Source organism: Arthrobacter sp. zg.Y820 (assembly GCF_030125555.1).
In the GTDB taxonomy this organism is placed as follows: Bacteria; Actinomycetota; Actinomycetes; order Actinomycetales; family Micrococcaceae; genus Arthrobacter_B.
Genome location: NZ_JASKLX010000017.1, coordinates 18257 through 36634 on the forward strand (window position 1 = coordinate 18257; position 18378 = coordinate 36634).

Annotated in this window: 14 protein-coding genes and 2 pseudogenes; 12 read left to right on the forward strand and 4 right to left on the reverse strand. The window is 59.4% G+C overall.

Annotated features, from left to right (window positions below; all coding sequences use genetic code 11):
• Nucleotides 1-442: 442 nt before the first annotated feature.
• From QNN99_RS16885 to QNN99_RS16895, 3 genes are all read right to left on the reverse strand, one after another.
• Entirely contained in the window at nt 443-1258 is an 816-nt protein-coding gene (locus tag QNN99_RS16885) for a phytanoyl-CoA dioxygenase family protein (RefSeq protein WP_229968286.1), read from the reverse strand.
• A gap of 47 nt (nt 1259-1305) precedes the next feature.
• Nucleotides 1306-2067 (reverse strand): SDR family NAD(P)-dependent oxidoreductase, encoded by a 762-nt coding sequence (locus QNN99_RS16890; protein WP_229968288.1) that lies wholly within the window; start codon nt 2065-2067, stop codon nt 1306-1308.
• Nucleotides 2068-2494: 427 nt separating this feature from the next.
• Nucleotides 2495-3370, reverse strand: a complete 876-nt coding sequence (locus QNN99_RS16895) for an oxygenase MpaB family protein (RefSeq protein WP_229968290.1) — start codon at nt 3368-3370, stop codon at nt 2495-2497.
• 551 nt (nt 3371-3921) lie between these two features.
• On the opposite strand from QNN99_RS16895, the gene QNN99_RS16900 reads away from it, so the two are divergent.
• From QNN99_RS16900 to QNN99_RS16910, 3 genes and pseudogenes are all read left to right on the forward strand, one after another.
• Nucleotides 3922-4203, forward strand: coding sequence for a ParB family protein (locus tag QNN99_RS16900; protein WP_502859350.1), 282 nt, complete (start codon nt 3922-3924; stop codon nt 4201-4203).
• Nucleotides 4204-4337: 134 nt separating this feature from the next.
• The gene (locus QNN99_RS16905) at nt 4338-4892 is read left to right on the forward strand and encodes a M23 family metallopeptidase (protein ID WP_229968293.1); all 555 of its coding nucleotides are present in this window, start codon (nt 4338-4340) and stop codon (nt 4890-4892) included.
• A gap of 797 nt (nt 4893-5689) precedes the next feature.
• Nucleotides 5690-6101, forward strand: a pseudogene (locus tag QNN99_RS16910) (IS21 family transposase); the annotation flags it as partial.
• On the opposite strand, the pseudogene QNN99_RS16915 reads toward QNN99_RS16910, so the two are convergent.
• Nucleotides 6093-6437, reverse strand: a pseudogene (locus tag QNN99_RS16915) (transposase family protein); the annotation flags it as partial. The pseudogenes QNN99_RS16910 and QNN99_RS16915 sit on opposite strands and share 9 nt — an antisense overlap.
• Nucleotides 6438-7297: 860 nt before the next feature.
• On the opposite strand from QNN99_RS16915, the gene QNN99_RS16920 reads away from it, so the two are divergent.
• The 9 genes from QNN99_RS16920 to QNN99_RS16960 all read left to right on the forward strand — a co-directional run bounded on the left by QNN99_RS16920 (nt 7298) and on the right by QNN99_RS16960 (nt 18377).
• A complete protein-coding gene (locus tag QNN99_RS16920; protein WP_229968295.1) occupies nt 7298-8365 on the forward strand; it encodes a sugar ABC transporter substrate-binding protein in 1068 nt (355 codons plus the stop codon).
• Between the two features lie 117 nt (nt 8366-8482).
• Nucleotides 8483-11068, forward strand: coding sequence for an ATP-binding cassette domain-containing protein (locus tag QNN99_RS16925; RefSeq protein ID WP_229968298.1), 2586 nt, complete (start codon nt 8483-8485; stop codon nt 11066-11068).
• Nucleotides 11065-12078, forward strand: a complete 1014-nt coding sequence (locus tag QNN99_RS16930; RefSeq protein ID WP_229968300.1) for an ABC transporter permease — start codon at nt 11065-11067, stop codon at nt 12076-12078. Before QNN99_RS16925 ends, QNN99_RS16930 begins: the two co-directional genes overlap by 4 nt.
• A gap of 28 nt (nt 12079-12106) precedes the next feature.
• Nucleotides 12107-13117, forward strand: a complete 1011-nt coding sequence (locus QNN99_RS16935; protein WP_229968302.1) for a Gfo/Idh/MocA family protein — start codon at nt 12107-12109, stop codon at nt 13115-13117.
• 6 nt (nt 13118-13123) lie between these two features.
• Nucleotides 13124-14242, forward strand: a complete 1119-nt coding sequence (locus tag QNN99_RS16940; RefSeq protein WP_229968304.1) for an aminotransferase class V-fold PLP-dependent enzyme — start codon at nt 13124-13126, stop codon at nt 14240-14242.
• Nucleotide 14243: 1 nt separating this feature from the next.
• Nucleotides 14244-15689: an aldehyde dehydrogenase family protein gene (locus tag QNN99_RS16945; protein ID WP_229968306.1), complete on the forward strand. Its 1446-nt coding sequence runs from the start codon at nt 14244-14246 to the stop codon at nt 15687-15689.
• A gap of 6 nt (nt 15690-15695) precedes the next feature.
• Entirely contained in the window at nt 15696-16481 is a 786-nt protein-coding gene (locus QNN99_RS16950; RefSeq protein ID WP_229968308.1) for a creatininase family protein, read from the forward strand.
• 4 nt (nt 16482-16485) lie between these two features.
• Entirely contained in the window at nt 16486-17334 is an 849-nt protein-coding gene (locus QNN99_RS16955; protein WP_229968310.1) for an IclR family transcriptional regulator, read from the forward strand.
• On the forward strand, nt 17331-18377 hold the full coding sequence (locus tag QNN99_RS16960) for a Gfo/Idh/MocA family oxidoreductase (RefSeq protein WP_229968311.1): 1047 nt from the start codon (nt 17331-17333) through the stop codon (nt 18375-18377). The genes QNN99_RS16955 and QNN99_RS16960 overlap by 4 nt, the downstream gene beginning before the upstream one ends.
• The last annotated feature ends 1 nt before the right edge of the window (nt 18378 follow it).

Below are 18378 nucleotides of genomic sequence, written 5' to 3' on the forward strand. Positions count from 1 at the left end.
ACCCGAGTACTAACAGAAGCTTGGAAGGAGCAGGCGGCGAACTAGACCAGGCGTCTCGCACGGCGCCATTCCAAGACTTCCAGCCGTGTGCGGGGCCCTTGCCGTGAGTGGGGAGAGCCCGCGGCAAGAAAACGATTCCCCATTGACTTGTGCCAGCGCATTAGGATCGGTGCCCAATAGCAGGAAGGTACCAAGAACCATGACTGGGGCACAGCGCCGACCCCGAACAAACTCTTGGCCGCAAGGGCCGACCAGCGTGCGGCGGCCCTTGCAGCTCCCAAGAGTTCAGCAATACGCCCCAACGGGATAGAAATGAGAGCCGAGGCCGAAAGAAAATGGTTACAGGCGACGGTCGGCACCTGCCCGGGCTTCCAGGCAACCGCCGTGACGACGGCCAGCTTTCACGGCACCATCATTACTCACCCGCGGTGCAAACCCGCGATTACTTCCGGTAGCGATCCCCGTGGCGAGCCTTCAGCTGGTCCTCGAGATACTGGACTGCGTCCGGGGCCATATCCGAAACGGGGACCGGCTCGTTTGTGAAGGTGTCGTGGCGGTCTTCACCCCGTACCAGGGTGGCAGCCAGCTTTTGGTTATCCACGCGGGGGAAGGGACGCATGTAACGGACTGCCAGACCAATGCGCCGTTCGTCGCTGGTGCTCGGACCCGAGCCGTGGAACATGAATTGGTGATGCAGGGAGAACTCCCCGGGCTCGAGTTGGATCGCTGTCGCGTCTGCTTCGTTCACTTCGACGGCGATCTCCTGCCCCTGCGAGAGCATGTTCGAATCGTCATTTGTGAACTTATGCTCGGCCATTTCAGTGTGGGTCCCCTTCACTACCTTGAGGCAACCGTTCCCAAGAGTGCTGGGGGCCAAAGCAATCCAAGCGGTGATGAACTCAGCTCCGGGAGGGATTGCCGAGAAGGGAGCGTCCTGATGCCAGGCAATGAACTTCGGGTTGTGAGGCTCCTTAATGAAGAAAGAGGAACCCCAAACGTAGATATCCGGGCCCAAGATGCCCTCGATAACGTCAAGCACGGGATCCAGACGAATCAGGTCTTGCACCCAGGTCAGCGCGAGATGGGCCTTCGAACGCAGGATATCCCCGGCCCGATCACCGTACTCTGCCTCAAAAGCCTCGAGCTTGGCCCGAAATTCGGTTGCCTGCTCCGTGCTCATGGCCCGGAACGGGAAGAGGAACCCATCGCGGGTGAATGCGTCGACCTGATCCCGGGAAATTCCAGTTGTGACGGTCATTTGTCTCTCCTCATTTGTAGTGTTGGTCGTTCGATCGGTATTGCTAGTCAGGACGCGGTGAATCCGCCGTCCACGGGTAGAGTGACGCCGCTGATATATGAGGCAGCATCGGAAGCTAAAAACGTGATGGCGTTGGCGATTTCACCGGGTTGGGCGAATCGGCCCGAAAGATGACGGCGCCGCAACGAGTCCTGTTTCTCGCCGGCTCCGCGGGATACGATCCGTTCGGTCATGGTCAGTGCGGGGCACACGACGTTCACGCGTAGTCCCGCCTCACGGAACTCCACGGCTAACTGCCGGGTAAAACCGATGAGCCCGGCTTTAGTGGTGGCGTAGCCCATGGCATCTGCTTGACCCCGGAGCCCATGGATCGAGGACACATTGACGACGGAACCTCCCCTGGGCGCCTCCAAGAGGCGGGGGAGGAGGCGCTGCGTGAGCCGAATTGATGTAGTCAGATTAAGCGATACCATCGCATCCCAGTCCTTCATCGTGACCTCGGAGAAGGAAGCCCGGCGATTCACGCCGATGTTATTCACCAGAGACTTGAGGGGTGCGGGAGCAGCGGCAACAGCCTCATCGACGCGGTTCAACGTCTCGAGGTCCTGCATGTCGCCTACAACAGCAGTAATCTTTCCGGTGCTCCCTTCGACGTTGCCGGCGACTTGCCTCAAGGAGTCGCCATCCATATCGATGGCAATCACGTGAGCCCCCAGTTCGGACAATTGCTTCGTAACGGCGGCACCGATGCCAGCCCCCGCGCCAGTGACGACGACAGTTGTGCCCGTGAATCGCAACAAATCAAACATCGGGCTCCTGCTTTCCAGCTAGTGCGGGTAGTACTGAAGAAGCTATCAGCGCGAATGAGAGATTCATCACAAGTTCTGCAGGATGGAATCGATGGTTCTCCAGAGTGCGCTGTAGCGGGACGCCCATCGTTCGTTTATTGATCACCCGGGGAACCCACTTGCAATTCAGCCCATAAAGGTTCACCTCGGGCATTGAGGCCCGCTTCCTTCCAGCGCGGATTAGCTGCGAGGCTCCTCGGTCTGAAACTCGCCATTAGGGCAAGCAGGACGGACTTCCCGAATCGGCAAAGGCATCTCAGTGGTTGACCGGGACGATCGAAAGCCTTCAAATGAATCTGGCGTTTAACGCCATGATGCGTTTGAAGGAAGTGCTCACGCACCATTCGCAGCTGAGGGCACCATGACGTCACCGGTTAGAGGCGGATGTTTACTCCATGAGTCTGAATGATCTTTCTGCGGCCGCGCGGGAGCTTGGCGATCGACCGCCCAATGCAACGCCAATAAAAGCTAGCAGCAGGCGACAGGCGGTGATTGCTGGCCAGACTGGTCGTCGTAAACCCAACCGGACGCGGTAGCTTTCCGGAAGGGAGGATACGGCGCCGGCAAACAAGATTGGATATACCAGCCGCGCTGCGAAAGGAAGTTGAGGCCGTCGAAGGTAGTTCACGAGGTCCGTGACTCGGTCGTCAGTAACCAGTTCAGCCATGAAACCATCCATCTCGATGGCAAGCTCATCGACTGTGCGCGGCGGATTTTTAACCCCCATAAGCTCTCCTGCCAACGCCCACTCGTCCACATATTGGTCAGGACCACCGGGCATATCTCCTCCCCAAATCTCATGAGCCCCAAGAAAAGCAGTCGTAAAAGCGTTGTGGACCCACCGCACCAGGTGTGGATCGTTGGCTGAATAGGAACGCTCTACTCCGCCGCTGTCGACATAGTGCCCAGTGACTGAATTGTGCATACGCCGAACGGCTGCTGCACCTGCGTCGGCCATGGCTCGGTCCCCGAAGGTAGTAGTTGCCATCCATTGGATGGTCCGGTTCAATCGACCCATCGTGTCCTCGCGGTAGTGGGAATGGTCATGTACCCCCGCCAACGCCCCAGGGTGCAGCGCCTGGATCAACAATGCGCGGATGCCGCCCACAAAGGTCGACAGCCCGCCATTCACCTCCCAAGCGGAGCTGCCGGGTCCAAAGTACCCATCGTCTGTTCCCTCGCGGATGCGGGGGATCCACGGTGCGGCAGACTCGTCATCGAGCCTGCGCCGCCAATGCACGCCCGTAAGAAATTGTCGTCTCATCATTCTCCTCGCCGAAGACTGAGTAACCCACTGTGATAGCGAAACAGGAAGGCAGATTGCCCAGGTCGAAGCAGAGCTCCTCCGATAAGGCTGAAGAGACACATGATAGCCCCACTCAATAATGATTGGAGCAAATCTGAAATCACAGACTCCGTAACTGAGGCGGCCTCGGGAGCCTAAAGTTGGGCGCGGAGGGCTTATAAGCCAAGCCTCAATCAGAGAGAGGTCCCTGGGTCGCTGCCTGGGCAGCAGTGGAAAAACACCTCCACAGCTAAATGGGTCTGAAGACCCCGGCACCTGTCGGGGTCTTCCTTGGTCGGAACCTAGGAGGGTTGCATGAGGAATCTCCACAATAATGGGAGTCGCGAAGATTAGTTGTAGCGCGAAATGGTTGGCCTCGAAGAATTCTTGCCAATGATCTTCGTTCTTCGAATAGGGACCCTCAAGGTCCGTCTCAAACCGGTCTATAAGCGCCTCAAGGGAAACCAACTCGATGTCGTCGCGAAGTTGCACCAGTCGTTCGGGAGCTTCTCGAGCGATGACTGGAGCAGCTGCAGTCTGCCGGCCGCGCTGAAGGATATAAGTCCGTGTCAGACTTGATCGGAGCAGCGACTCTCCGCGAGGTGCGCAGGCTGCAGCGCAAACGGATGCCCGTACCCAAAGACTCTTACGGCATCCGCACACCAAAACCCGGAGTCCGGGAAATAACTGCAACCGCCACCCGCAACGAATCCGGCTGGATCATAGAAAAACCCGAAATCAGCAAGGGCGCCCACCTCAACCTTGCATCCCGCCGACCCGGAGTCCTGGACCCCGCAGCACTGGTTCCGTGAAGAGTGGTTCTACATGTGGACCAAGGGCCTGGACCCGTGGCGCATCGCCGTGCTGTGCCGGGTGCCACCGGAAGGTCTACGACCATATCCGCACCAGAATCATCTATACCCCGAACTGTTCGGACAGCGGCTCATTGTCCACGACCAGCCGGCCCTGCCGCCAGGCGGCTGAAGAAGTCGAAACCCACATGGGAAGAACGGCGGCTGCGGACCTGGTCGACTTCCGACAGGTCTATTGGAGGTTCCCCCGAGGGGACGTCGAGGGTGAGAGCTCGCTGTACAGCTTCCTGCAGAGCCAGCGCGGACGGTACCGGGCCGACAAACTCGGGGTCGATCTGGCGACCGGAACCGGAACGGGATCAGGCGGACCGGTGATCGCCCCGACGCAGCTCCGGATCACCGGTTTCAACGACCCCGACGGCTGTGTCATTGCCAAAGAGACCGGTGACGATCCCGACTTCGGTTTCGCGTTCTGCCATCTGAATGCCTACAACGTCTCTGTTGGGCAGACCCTGCAGCGTGGAGACATCATCGGCACCGAAGGCAACAGAGCCCAACTCGGGCAGGTCGGAACCCATCTTCATTTCGAAATCTACAAGCCGGAAGCACCGGCTGTCGTGTATCCGTATCAAGGGTGGAATCTCGATCCGGAACCCATCCTGAAAGAGAAAGGAGCTTGGGCGTCATGACCACGTCCCGGCATGGGCATCTTTCTGCAGCGGCCACTGTCTGTGCCGTTCTCCTTGTAACAGGCTGCGGCGGTTCAGGAGAGACCAGCGTTTCTTCCGCCCCTGGCCCGGAACCCGCTGCTTCCCGGACTGCGCAGGCCGAAGTTCTTCCGGGGGACGGGACCTTTGTACGAGCCGATGACGCTGACCGATCGGACGTTGAATCGACGGCCGAAGTTGCGGCACTTATGCTCCATTCGTGGGATACGGCAACGGACCGCACTCAAACAGCAGCTGCGGTTAGAGCCAAACCACTCATGAGCGAAGAGTGGGCTAGCAATCAGATCGAACCGGAACGTAACGGTGCCCAGGGAGCTTGGCTAGAGGCCGGCCGGCACGAGGCATACAGCTCACCCAGCATCATTCCTGCCGCTGGCGATGTGAGCCGTGACGTCGCAGAGGACAAGGCAATCCGGGTCTATGACGCCAGCTGGAGATGGATAAGCCGTGATGGCACAGATACGCAGCCGGTAGGACGCCAAATCGTCACTGTCTATTTGGAGCAACACAATGGCAGCTGGGTGGTCGTAGGGCATCAGTTGCAGGTTCCCGCTTCGTGAGCCTTAGAAAATCCCCCGCTGGCCCAACCTCGCAGCGGCGAGCAAGTGCCGTGACTATGACAGGTTGAGATGGCCCCGGTAGAGCGATTATTTCTGGCCCCACTTCGTGACTCGCCGGGCGGCTTGTGACGGTTATATGTGGCCCCGCCTTCAACGTTGGATTCATCAGTGGATGGATGCGGTGGAAGGCTGGTCTGGATGGAGTCGAGAGTGGAGTTGTTCGCGCTGATCCGAAGGGATGCCCGGGTCGAGGGCCTATCGGTCCGCGCTCTGGCGGCCAGACATAAGGTTCACCGAAGGACCGTGCGGCAGGCTCTGGATCCGCCTCCCCTCCGCCACGCAAGCCAAGACAATCGGTGGCCTGGCGGCAGGATCCGGTCAAGCGGTGATTGATGCAATGCTGACTGAGGACACGACGGCGCCTCGGAAGCAACGCCACATTGCCCGCAGGATCCTGGCGTGGCTCATTGAAGAACACGCAGCGGAGGAACTCTCGTACTCGACGGTGCGCGACTATGTGCTGGTCCGTCGGGCCCAGATCGACGTGGGGGCAGGCCGACGGGTGGAGGCGTTTGTGCCGCAGGAGCATGCCCTGGGTGCGGCGGCCGATCATCTTGTGCCCGCCGCCGCCGTCGGGAATACGTCCGAGTTTCTTGATGTCCACGTGCACCAGGTCCTCGGGGTTCTTGTGTTCATAGCGGACGGGTTTAGGCCGGCGGACCGGCAGTCGGTGGTTTGGTCCAGGTGCAGGTGGTGGGCGATACGGTGAGGTTCCTCAACGGCGGGTGAAGCGCAGCGCGATGATCCGCCGTTCGGTGCGCACAGGTGTCCGGTGCGGACAGGACAGCGGACGTGAGGAAAGATCATGCATGCCCTGTTCTCCTCGGGCACGTTATCTGTCGGCCCATTTCTTCGCCGGTGAGCAGTTGAAGTGTTCCGCGGCCCGCTATCCAAGTCGCCTTTCAGACGGCCAGCAGCAGCGCATCGCCATAGTCCGAGCTTTGGCGATGGAGCCGAAGGCATTTCCTGTCCCTGCCGGACCTTGGCGATGACCTGCTCGGGTGTGTCTGCGTGCCATGATTCGTGAATTTCCTCCTGTGTCCATTCTCGGACACGAACTCACATAGACACTGGACTTCCATCTGGGACCCAACCAGGGAGTTCTCCAACTTGGCAATCTGAGGACCAGCGGACTCCATGGAAGATTCCTGCCCCGTGGTAGTCGAGTCGAAATCGGGCTACGGTCTCGACGGGCATCCTAGCGACAGAGTGGTGAGGCCTCCGAACTAGAGGGCGAAGCACCTGCCGGCCCAATGCTGAGGAGTCTGACCGTAACCTTGACGCCTTATCAATGGATGGAGCTGCAGATGCAGCACCGCAGCACTCTGTCTCTGCAGATGACCTGAAGGAGTCCGTAAAAGTTCGCGGACACCCTCTCTCGAGGAATGGGCTACGAAAAGGTAGTGGGGTTTCCTACTGGTCCGGATGAACGACTACGAGGAACCTGCCCGCGGCAGATGGTGTAGCGGGCCCGCAGTAGAGCGTTACATAAAATTTACAACCGCTGTAGAACGACCTTTCCAAAACCGCCCTGCGCAACCTTCCTCCGCGTCAAACCGCGGTTCCCCGACTCGCTCAAAGCCTAAAATCAGGCGTACTCAGGCTGCTGAACTGTCCGGTTCGAAGCTGTAAGGGTATTGCACCTTAGTAGAGCGGCAAGCTAGTCTCTGGAACCATCTTCCAAAACGAAGAACCCGCTCACAAGAGGTGCGGTAATCCCATTCGAGTACATCGGGAGTCAGTGCAATGGAATTATTCTCTAAACGAAGCCGCCTCCGCGCGGCCGTAGCCGCTGTTGCGGGCGCAACCCTTCTTGTCACCGGCTGCGGCGAACAGGCCTCTGAAGGTGGCGGAGGTGAACGGCCGCAGATCGGTGTGGCGGAAATCAACCTGTCACTCCCGTTCTTCGTTGAAATGCAGGAAGCCTCGCAGAACATCGCCGATGACTATGGCGTCGACGTCGCCTGGCAAAGTGTTGACGGCTCGATCGAGACCCAGATTTCAACCATTGAGAGCTTCATCGCCCAGCAGAAGGACGTCATCCTCATCGACCCGGTCAATGCCGACGCACTGGTTGATGTGATAAACCGTGCGACCGCAGAAGGCATCGATGTTGTGACCATGGGCAACAAGGTCCCGGCTGACGAGAATCACAACACGCTCTACCCGGACTACGATAACTGGGTCCAGCAGGCCCGCATCCTCGGCACCGAACTGGGCGGAGAAGGTAAGGTGCTGCTCTTGATCGGATCCGTGGGTAATTATGTGTCTGACACCCGACAGGAGGCGTTCGAGACCACCATGGCCGAGGAATTCCCGGGCATTGAGATCATTACTCAGCCGACCAACTTCGACAGCTCTGAGGCGGGCTCCGTTACCCAGACTGTCCTGACGAACAATCCCGATCTGGCTGGTATCGCCAGCATCTCGGATGGTTTGACTCTCGCGGCTATCAAGGTTGTAGAGCAGCAGGGCCTGGACATTCCATTTGTATCAAACGATGGAGACCAGACGGTTTACGAGTACATCGATTCCGGCGTAATCCTCAGCAACATTCTCACCGGCTCGTATCGGGTAGGCGCTTGGAATACTGCAGCGGCCGCTCGTATGGCGCTGGGTTCTGAGTTTGAAACCGACCTCTTCATGCCCACCTACACGATCGCCTCCGAAGGGACGGCAGCGGGCCTGGCTGAAGAAGGTTTGGAACTGGAGACCATCACTACTGCGGAAGCTTCTGAAATCGCTCAGCAGTACGCCGAAGAATTCGGCTCCGAGAAGTCCGACGCGGACATGACCGTCGGATCCGGCTCCTAGCCTGATCCGCTACTACGGATGTCAATCCGTGGCGGCGGCATAGCGCCACCGCCACGGATCTTTCGAAAGGTATGCACCGTTCTGATGAGAGACCAATTTTCTAGAGTTGCGGATGCTGTGCGCGATCAGCAGAGTCGCACAGAGGTCATCTTGATTGCCGCGATTCTTATTGCGGCAGCGTACTTCGGCTTTAGCTTCACCGGATTCTTGAGCCCGTTCAACATGGTCAACATCGCGGTGCAGACGGCGGTGATATCACTTGTCGCCTTCGGGATGACGGGCGTAATCATCGTCCGGGGCATTGACCTTTCGGTAGGTTCGTCTCTCGCACTGGCCTCAGTGGTAGGCGCCCAAGTCCTCGAAGCGACCGGAGGGAGCTCCCTTCTCACCATTATCACGGTCTTTGCTGTCGCACTCGCCGTTGGTGCATTCAACGGCTTTCTTGTGGCGGTACTCAAGGTGAACGCGTTCATGGCGACCCTGGGTATGTTCGCTCTTGCCCGAGGCGCGGCCATCAGCATCTCCGGCGGCGCATCTCTACCGATCGCAAACGACGTCATTCTGTTCCTTGGGCGTGAAGGAATTTTCGGCATTCCCTGGTCGATTATCGTCACCTTCGTCGCGCTGGCGCTCTTCGCCTTTCTGCTGCGCCGCACCATGCTCGGCCGCTGGTTCTTCGCAGTCGGTGGCAACACCCGCACAGCAGTGGCAATGGGAATCCCCGCCCGAACGGTCCAATTCTCAGCGTTCGTGCTTGTCGGTGCCGCTGTTGGGATGGGTGCGCTGCTGACCATCGGTCGGGCTGGCTCGGCGCAGCCGATGGCCGGGCTCAACCTGGAATTCTCGGCCATTACCGCGGCCGTCATCGGCGGCGCGAGCCTGGCTGGCGGTCGCGGATCAATGATCGCAACGTTCCTCGGATCGATCTTTGTCGGCGTACTTACCTCAGGACTGTCATTCGCAGGAGTAAGTCAGCCACTCATCTACCTGTACACCGGTCTACTCACGGTGGTCGCCGTCATCGTGTCTCAGCGCGAAGTCGTGCTGCAAATAAAAGACAATGCAACTTTCTTTCTGAACTCCCTCCGCGCGCACTCGTCCCGTCGCCGCACTGCCGAAACCGCTGCCGATGCAGGAACTGGAAACCAGTCGCACACCCTGAACTTGGTCGACGTGCAAAAGTCCTTCTCCGGAGTTCAAGTCCTGAATGGCATTTCCTTCTCCGTCTCATCCGGGGAGATTGTCGCGCTGATGGGCGAGAACGGCGCCGGGAAATCGACTCTCGTAAAGGCCATCGCAGGCAACAACCGGCCCACTGGCGGCCGGCTCGAGATCGACGGCGTGCCAGTGACCTTCGCCGGACCCGAGGACGCCCGCAAATCCGGAATCGCAGTCATACACCAGCATTTCAGCTTGGTGCCGGACTTAACTGTCACACAGAATATGTTCCTCGGACAGGAACTCCGCTTCGGCAAAATCGGCCCCCTGCGGCGTCGACAAATGGAACGGGATACAGCGTCCCTATTGAGGGAACTGGATATGCCGTTCTCGGCCACTGACGTCGTAGGGGAACTGAGCGTCGGGCACCGCCAAATGATTGAGATTGTCCGGGCAGTGCGAGAAGAGGCTTGGCTGGTCATTATGGACGAGCCGACGTCCGCTCTGTCATCTCGAGAGCGGGACCACCTCTATGAGCTGATCGACCGGCTCAAGGCCCGAAACACCGCTATTCTCTATATCTCCCACAAGATGGACGAGATCTACCACCTTTGTTCCCGCGCAATTGTGTTGCGCGACGGTAATTTGGTCGGCCAGCCCAATCTGTCCGATATCGATTCGTCAGGACTTGTGAACCTAATGATCGGCCGCGACATGGAAAGCGCATTCCCGTACAGCGAGTCCTTGGTTGGCGAAAGACTCGTGGAGGGCAAGGGCCTATCCGATGGCGGACGGCTGACCAACGCCTCCATCACTGTGCACCGTGGCGAAGTAGTCGGTTTGGTGGGCCTGATGGGGTCGGGTCGAACGGAGCTGATGCGGACCGTCGCCGGGCTTTCGAAAGCCACAGCCGGTTCGCTGGCCGTTTTTGGAGAGGCGAGGGGTAGCCGGTCTTTCCATGACCTCGCCGACCAAGGTCTCGCTTTTGTGCCCGAAGACCGGCAGGAAGAAGGAATCTACCCGGAGATGACAGTCGGGGAGAACATGAGCATGTTGTGGCTCCGCCGGAACTCGCCCGCCGGCTACTTGTCCCGCCAACGAGAAGGGCAGATGGTCGCTGAACAGGTACGGCGGATGAATGTCCGTCCGCCGGATCCAAAAAAGCTTATCAAAAACCTTTCCGGCGGCAATCAACAAAAAGTGGTCCTGGGTAAATGGCTCGCCCTCGATCCGGAACTGATCCTGTTGGACGATCCGACCCGAGGGGTGGATGTGGGAGCGAAGGCGGAGATCCACACCCTGATTTCGGAATACAAGGACCAGGGTGCGGGAGTGCTTCTCACCTCATCAGAAATCCCCGAGGTACTGAGCATCGCTGACCGCATAATCGTCATGCGGGATGGAGTAACGGTCGGAGAATACCCACGTGGCGTCAGCGAAGAGCAGCTAATGCGGGACGCGTTCGGTGAAGAGGGAGCGGCCATCGCCGAAGAATTGCAAAATCGGGACCGCCCGGAAGATAACAAGGCAGAGGTGACCCAATGACCAGCACTGGCCTCACCACAGAGCCCAGGCGGTCCGCCCGCCCAAAGGGCAGGATCTTGGACCGGGCGCGTGGCTTTGTTGTCGAATATGCACCGCAATTACTGCTGGTCATGCTCATCGTCGTAGTGGCGTTGATCAACCCAGTGACCCTGTCGACTGCCAATATCGTCAATGTATTGATCAATGCTGTGCCGATAGCGGTGCTCGCTCTGGGGGCGATGTGGATCCTCATCTCCGGGGGACTGGACTTGTCTGCCGGGTTCGGCGTAGCGATGTGTGCGCTGGTTATCGGCGGAGGTCTCCAGCAGGGGATTCCCGTTCCTCTGGCGCTTCTCTACGGTGTGCTCGCCGGGCTGGCGCTGGGACTGATTAACGGCATCCTCGTCGGGGTGCTGGCGATGCCCCCCTTCATAGCCACACTTGCCACGATGGCCGGAGTTCAGGGCATGGTTCTCCTGCTCGGCACGCAGGGCACCGTGATTGTCAACGCCGACATACTCAGCTTCATTGGTGGAGCACGTCCGATGGGCATCCCCATGCTGGTGATTTTGGCGGTGCTTATCGCTGCAGTGGTCGCGGCGGTGGCGCGTTACACCCGGTTCGGCTTGTACACCTATGGGCTGGGTTCGAACCGCGACGCAATGGTAGCGCGCGGCGTGCCCATTGTGCGCCAGACCGTATTGGTCTACATGTTCGGCGGACTGCTGGTGGCACTGACCGCGATCATCCTCGTGGCCAAAGTGCAGATCGTCGACACCAACATCTCGAATATCAGTCTCCTACTGGACGCGTTTGCCGCAACCATCATCGGCGGCACCAGCCTATTCGGCGGAAAGGGAACGGTGCGCGGCACCCTCACTGGTGCTCTTATTATCAGCCTGATTTCGACAAACCTTGTCGTCATAGGGGTAAGTGCAGAGAACATCGATCTATTCAAAGGCATCACCATCGTCGTCGCCGTCATCATTGACGCCGGAATCCGCTTCCTCGAGAAGCGCCGAGCAGCTTGAACATCGAATTGCAGAAGAGAGGAACATAATGTCACTCAATATTGCCGTGGTTGGAACAGGATTCATGGGCCAGCTCCACGCTCGCACGGTGAGAGATTCACCTGCCGCAACACTGCAGGCCGTCGTCGATGTCAACGAGGCGGTCGGCCGTCCTGTTGCAGAGGAACTGGGCACCAACTATCACTCTTCCGTGAGTGCCGCGCTTGAAGATTCGGCTATTGACGCTTACATCGTTGCGCTTCCGGATACTCTCCATGAAGAAGCTTCAGTAGAAATTCTGCGCGCCGGCAAGCCGGTGCTGCTGGAAAAGCCGCTGGCTCACACTCTTGAGGTCGCTCGTCGGATCGCAGCGGCAGCCGACCAAGGAGGGGCGCGTTTGCTTGTTGGGCAGCTGCTTCGTCACGATCCTCGTTATGCCGCGGCGGCCGCAGCGGTGCGAGAAGGAAAGGTCGGTGAGCCGCTGCACCTAACCGCTGGCCGCATCGCCAGCCGTGACGTGGGCACTCGGATGAACGGTAAGTCCAGCGTGCTGTTCTATGTCGGCATTCACGACGTTGACGCCATCCAATGGATCACGGGGCAGCGCATTACCCGGGTCTATTCACGCGCGGTAAGCAAGCTGATGCCCTCTATGGGAGTTGAATCCGAAGATGCGATCCTCTCGGTTGTCGATCTCGAGAACGGCGGAGTAGGCGAGCTCTTCAATGGGTGGACGCGCACGAGTGACACCCCGGTACAGATTGACGGGCGTTTTGAGCTGTTTGGCACTGACGGCTCGCTTGAAGTCGATGTGCGTGACCATGGCATCAAAGTATATGGCAAGGACTCCTTCGAAGTGCCGGACGCGCTGCACTGGCCCGAGGTGAACGGCCGGATGCATGGAGACCTGGCCGCAGAGGTGGCACATTTCGTCGAGGCGGTCGTGCACAACAAGCCGTTTGTCATCTCAGTCGAGGAAGCAATGCGAGACGTTGCTGTGAACGATGCCATCCTGCGCTCAGTCGAATCAGGCCAGCCTGAAGACGTGGAAGTAGTCTGACCGTCAATGAAGCTTGACTTTGTGCGGAATGCGTTCGGGAACGGCCCCACCGGATACTTCAATACGCCGTCAATGGGACTGCCGACAAGATCAACGGTCGCGGCAATGAAGAGTGCGCTCGATGCATGGGTCGATGGCACGGCCAACTTCGGCGAGTGGGAGGTTGCCGTGGACCGCTGCCGAGCAGCATGGGCAAGGATGTGCGGGGTCGCGGTTGAGGATGTGGGAGCCGTGCCGTCGGTTACCTCCGCAGTGGCGGCGATCGCACACAATCTGCAGGACTCTCCTGGGGTCTTGGTAGCCCATCGGGACGAATTTCGCTCGCTGTTGCTGCCGGCTGTGGTTGCGTTCGGGCCCGAACGCATCCGCTGGGTGCAGGGTCCCTATACCGCTGCGGCTTTCGAGAATGCCATCGATGATGACGTCGTTGCAGCGGTCGCTTCCTCGGTATCCTCCGCAGATGGAGCTCGACTGAACCTAGGCAGGATCATGGATGCCTGCGATGCCACAGGCGCACAGATGATCGTTGACAGCACCCAGTCGGAGGGCATTGTCTCGCTCAGTGTAGATTATCGGCGAATTGCTGCCGTGGTCACTGCCGGTTATAAGGGGCTGCTCGCGCCGAGGGGGACGGGATTCGTTTACGCCTCGGCGGCGGCGGCACCTGAAATGACCATCGTGCCCAGCCCTTATGGTATGGAAGACAACGCCGTTCGAGGTTCGTACGGTCCGTCGGATCAGGCATGGGCGGGCGGGCGAGGTCTGACACAATCTCCTGCCTGGCTGTCCTGGGTCGGTGCTGTCCCAGCTTTTGAACTCCTCGAATCCGTTGACCCGAAGCAGCGCGAGGCCCATGTGCTCGCCCTGGCCGGCCGCTTGCGCGACGGTCTGGAGGATGTAGGTATCGCCGTGCAGGAGTCCGATTTGGCGAGCAGCGTCGTGTCCATGGGTGTAAACCGGATCGACGTCGACCTGGCCGGCGAACTCGAAAGGGCCGGCGTGCGCGCCGCTGTGCGGCTGGGCCGGTTGCGCTTGGGGCTGCATCTATATACCGAAGAGCGAGACGTTGATCGCGCGTTGAACGCGATTCTTGACCTCGACCTGGACCGTTTCGAAAGGATTTAACATGTCCGTCTATGAGCCCTCGATGTTAGTGGCAGGCAAGCAATACACACCCGAACGGGAGACGCGTATCTATCTGTCCCCGACAACCGGCGAGCCTGTCACACAGATTCCCCTTGGCACAGGCGAGGACGTCGATCGTGCGGTTGCCGCGGCGCGAGCAGCGGTGCCCGTGCTCGCTGCGTTGTCCTTGGATGAGCGGGCCAATCTCCTGGTCAAAACGGCTGAGGCCATCCGCGCCAAATCCGACGAGTTCGCCAAGATCCTCGCCGTCGAGCATGGTAAGACTCAATACGGTGATGCAGTTGGTGAAGTCGAGGGGAGCGCCGCTGCAATGGCGAACGCGGGAGCGCAGGCGCGCTGGTTGACGGAATCACATTATCCGCTCTCCACGCCCAATAAGCGGTTGCTCACGGTGCGGCGCCCTCGGGGTGTGTACGGCATTCTCACGCCGTGGAACTTCCCCCTTGGGATCGCAACGCAGTACTATCTCGGGCCCGGGTTGGCCGCCGGCAACAGCATGGTCTGGCTCGGAGCGCCCTCAGTTAACTCGACACACGCCCTGCTGGCCGAAACGATCGCCGAGATTTGGCCCGCCGGAGCGCTTAACTTCGTGATGGGTGATGGCCCCGTCGTAGGTCAGGCCCTGGCTAGTCATCCCCATGTCGATGCCGTCGGGTTCACCGGATCGACTCCGGTCGGAAATGCCGTACAGACGGCGGCCATTGGCAAACCTGCGTTTCTCGAGCTCGGCGGGAACGGCCCAACGATCGTACTGCCCGATGCCGATATCGAACGCGCAGCCAATAAAATCGCTACTGGAAGCTTCACGAACGCCGGCCAAATTTGCACCGCTTCCGGGCGTATTATTGCTCATGCATCGATCGCCACCGAACTCGCCGAAGCCATTGCCGCCGAGTCAGAACGGTTTGTGCTTGGCGACCCGAGAGACCGCGCCACCACAATGGGGCCGGTGCACCGCACCGAGCTTGTAGGTGCTATTTTGCGGCAGCTGGAAGATGCAGTAACTAAGGGTGCTCGAGTAGTTACCGGCGGGCGCTTGCTCGATGAAGCGCCAACCGGAAACTATCTACTCCCCACCGTCGTCGACAACGTCCCCCATGACGTCGAACTGCACTTCTCGGAAACATTTGGCCCCGTGGCGCCGATCGTTCACTACGAGTCCGAGGAAGAACTGAGGAATCATATTGCAGCAAGTTCATTCGGGCTGCATGGCGGCATCTTTACCCGAGACGTCGAAAAGGGGCTCACTCTGGGCGAGTCCTTGCGCGTTGGGCATGTGAATATCAATGACACCAGCGCCTATTGGGAGCCTTCCATTCCGGCAGGTGGAGCTGCAGGAGCGAACAGCGGCATCGGCCGTTCGGGAGGTCCGTGGTCTGTCATGGAAATGACCGAGGTCCAGACTTTCACACTCGAGCTGGGGTAGTCAGACATGTTGCCGGACACAGCCGTAGGCGGCTACAGCCGCGACTTCGCGCGACTGACATCTGATGAGGCTGCGGAAGCTAGCGGATCAATTGTGCTTGTGCCAATCGGCGCCGTCGAACAGCACGGCCCGCACCTACCGCTGGGTACTGATATCTGGCTGGCACACCACATCGCGTTGACGGCTGCACAGGGTACGGATAACGTTTTGGTCGCTGAGGCACTTCCGATAGGCTGTTCTGCCCATCATCGTTCCTACGCCGGAACGATGAGTCTTCGGCCGGAGACGTTCATTGCGATGATTGTTGACGTTGCCCGTTCGCTCGTCGGCGATGGTTTTGTACCGGTGTTTGTGAACGGGCACGGGGGGAATCGGGCTCCGCTCGGGACAGCGCTCCAGGTGTTGATGCAGGAAGGCATCGATGCCTGGGCCGTAACCTACTTTGAGCTGATCAGTCGCGAGATTGAGGAGGAGTTCCACGACTCTCGAACTGTCGGCCATGCCTGCGCCATGGAGACGTCATTGTCCCTCGCGCTGTGGCGTACGCTCGTAAAGGAAGCAGATATCCCCGCACTCAGTGGGCAGGGCAGATTTCCCGACGCGAGCCTGTTCGGCAGGGATCCGGTTACCCGGCATCGGCCATTCGACGAACTCACACACAATGGAGTCGTCGGCGATCCTTCGGTCAGTAGTGTAGATGCCGGATCGGCGCTGCATGAGCTAGCTGCAGAACGACTTGCTGGAGTGCTGAAGCAAATATCTACCGTAGGCGCAGATTCTGCAAAGGAATGAAAACATGACAAAGCAAGCAGAGGCCAACGCGGACGGAGCGCGGAGTAAAGGCCCCGAAGGGCTGCGCGCACTCGATCGCGCGATGAGTATCCTCTTCGCTCTGACCTCGCATCCCGACGGAATCAGTCTGGCTGATCTGTCGCGCGAAACAGGCCTCACCACCACAACGGTGCACAGAATGCTTGCTGCCCTGCGTTCAAAGGGGCTCGCCCGAGAAACCCCAAGCGGCCTGCATGGGCTTGGAGTTGGAACACTCGTGCTTTCCGGCGCCTACCTCGCCGGTCTTGATCTGCGGACGGAGAGCCGGCCCCACCTCGAAAGGTTGAGTATCGAGACCAACGAAACCTGCCACCTCGGCGCGCTGGCATCTCCACAAATTGTGTACATCGAGAAGATGGACAGCACACACCCTGTACGAATGGTCTCTCGTGTAGGCGGTACGATGCCCGCTGTTCTGACCGCCATCGGACGTGCCATTCTGGCGTACTCTTCCGACGAGGTGGTCGCTAAGACCCTCGCCGACACGAAGTTCCAGCTTGGGGACATTGTGCAGGAGGCCGCCTTGATGGAGGAGATCGCTAATGCCAGGCGTTTGGGTTACAGCTTGGACCTCGAAGAAAATGAGCCAGGGATCTGTTGTGTCGGTGCGCCCGTGATGGACGCTAGCGGGCGCCCTGTTGCGGGAATCAGTGTGTCGACCCCAAGTGAGCGCTTCGACCGTTCTGCCGTCGACTCCTTCGGATTGCTGGTGCGAAAAACGGCAGATGACATCTCCGAATCACTCGGGTATCTGCCGCCCGCTCGGCTGGTGCAGATGAAAGAGGCAGGAAAAGGCGGCGAGGACGCCCAATGAGCGCTGCGGGAAGCCCAGTCCGGACGATAATTGTCGGTGCGGGACGCTTTGGCGCCCTGCACGCCCGGGCCTGGAAGGAAGCGGGCGCTGACATCGTCGGCCTGGTGGATGTGGATGAGGCCCGACTTAGCGAAGTGGCTGCGCGAGTGGGTGCTCTCAACCTCAGTTGCGACGCGGAAGTACTGCTGAAAGAAACGCAGCCGGATGTGGTTGTCATTGCAACCGCCGAAGACTCCCACGTCGAAATTACCGAGATCGCTCTCCAGAACAACTGCCACGTACTTGTTGAGAAGCCATTTGCGCTGACTGCGGAGGAGGCCCGGCGAGTGATGGGCCTGGCCAAGCAGCGAAATCGAGAAGTGATCGCCGGTCACATTTCACGCTTTGCCCAGCCATATCGAGCGATGCGGGACGCGATGGACGCCGGCCGAATCGGAGACTTATGGTCGCTGCGGCTCCGACGTGACTTCTCCCGAAGCTGGTTCAAAGCCTTCGGTGCACGAGTGAACCCCGTATGGGAATCATGTATACATGATGTCGACCTGGCACTCTACTTCACCAATGCACGTGCCGCGCGGGTCGTGGCGATGCGCAGCGAGGCTGCTGGCGCATCCGCCTCCAGCATCGTCAGTTCGCTCATTCAGTTCGATAACGGGGTGTTGGCGACGGTTGAAACGGCATGGTCAGTTCCTGAGCAAGCGCCGCAAACCGAATCGGGAGCACTCGAACTGCCCGGTTCTATCGTGGCCGAGGCCGAGGCACACGGGTCAAGCGGCGTCGTTAAGCAGAGATTGCTCAGCGACGCGTTGACGGTGTGGTCCGACGCGGCTACCTGGTCACCGAACCCTGCACTGTGGCCCCTTACCGACGGCATCGTCGGGGGCGCTCTGCGCAGCGAAGTCGAGTATGCCATCGACGTCGTGAAGGGGAACCGCTCCAACGACCTTATGCCGATGGATCATGCAGTCGAGGGCATCGTGATCGCGGAGGCGATTGTCGAATCGCTGAAGTCGGCCCAGCCTGTCCTGTTGACCACACCATAGA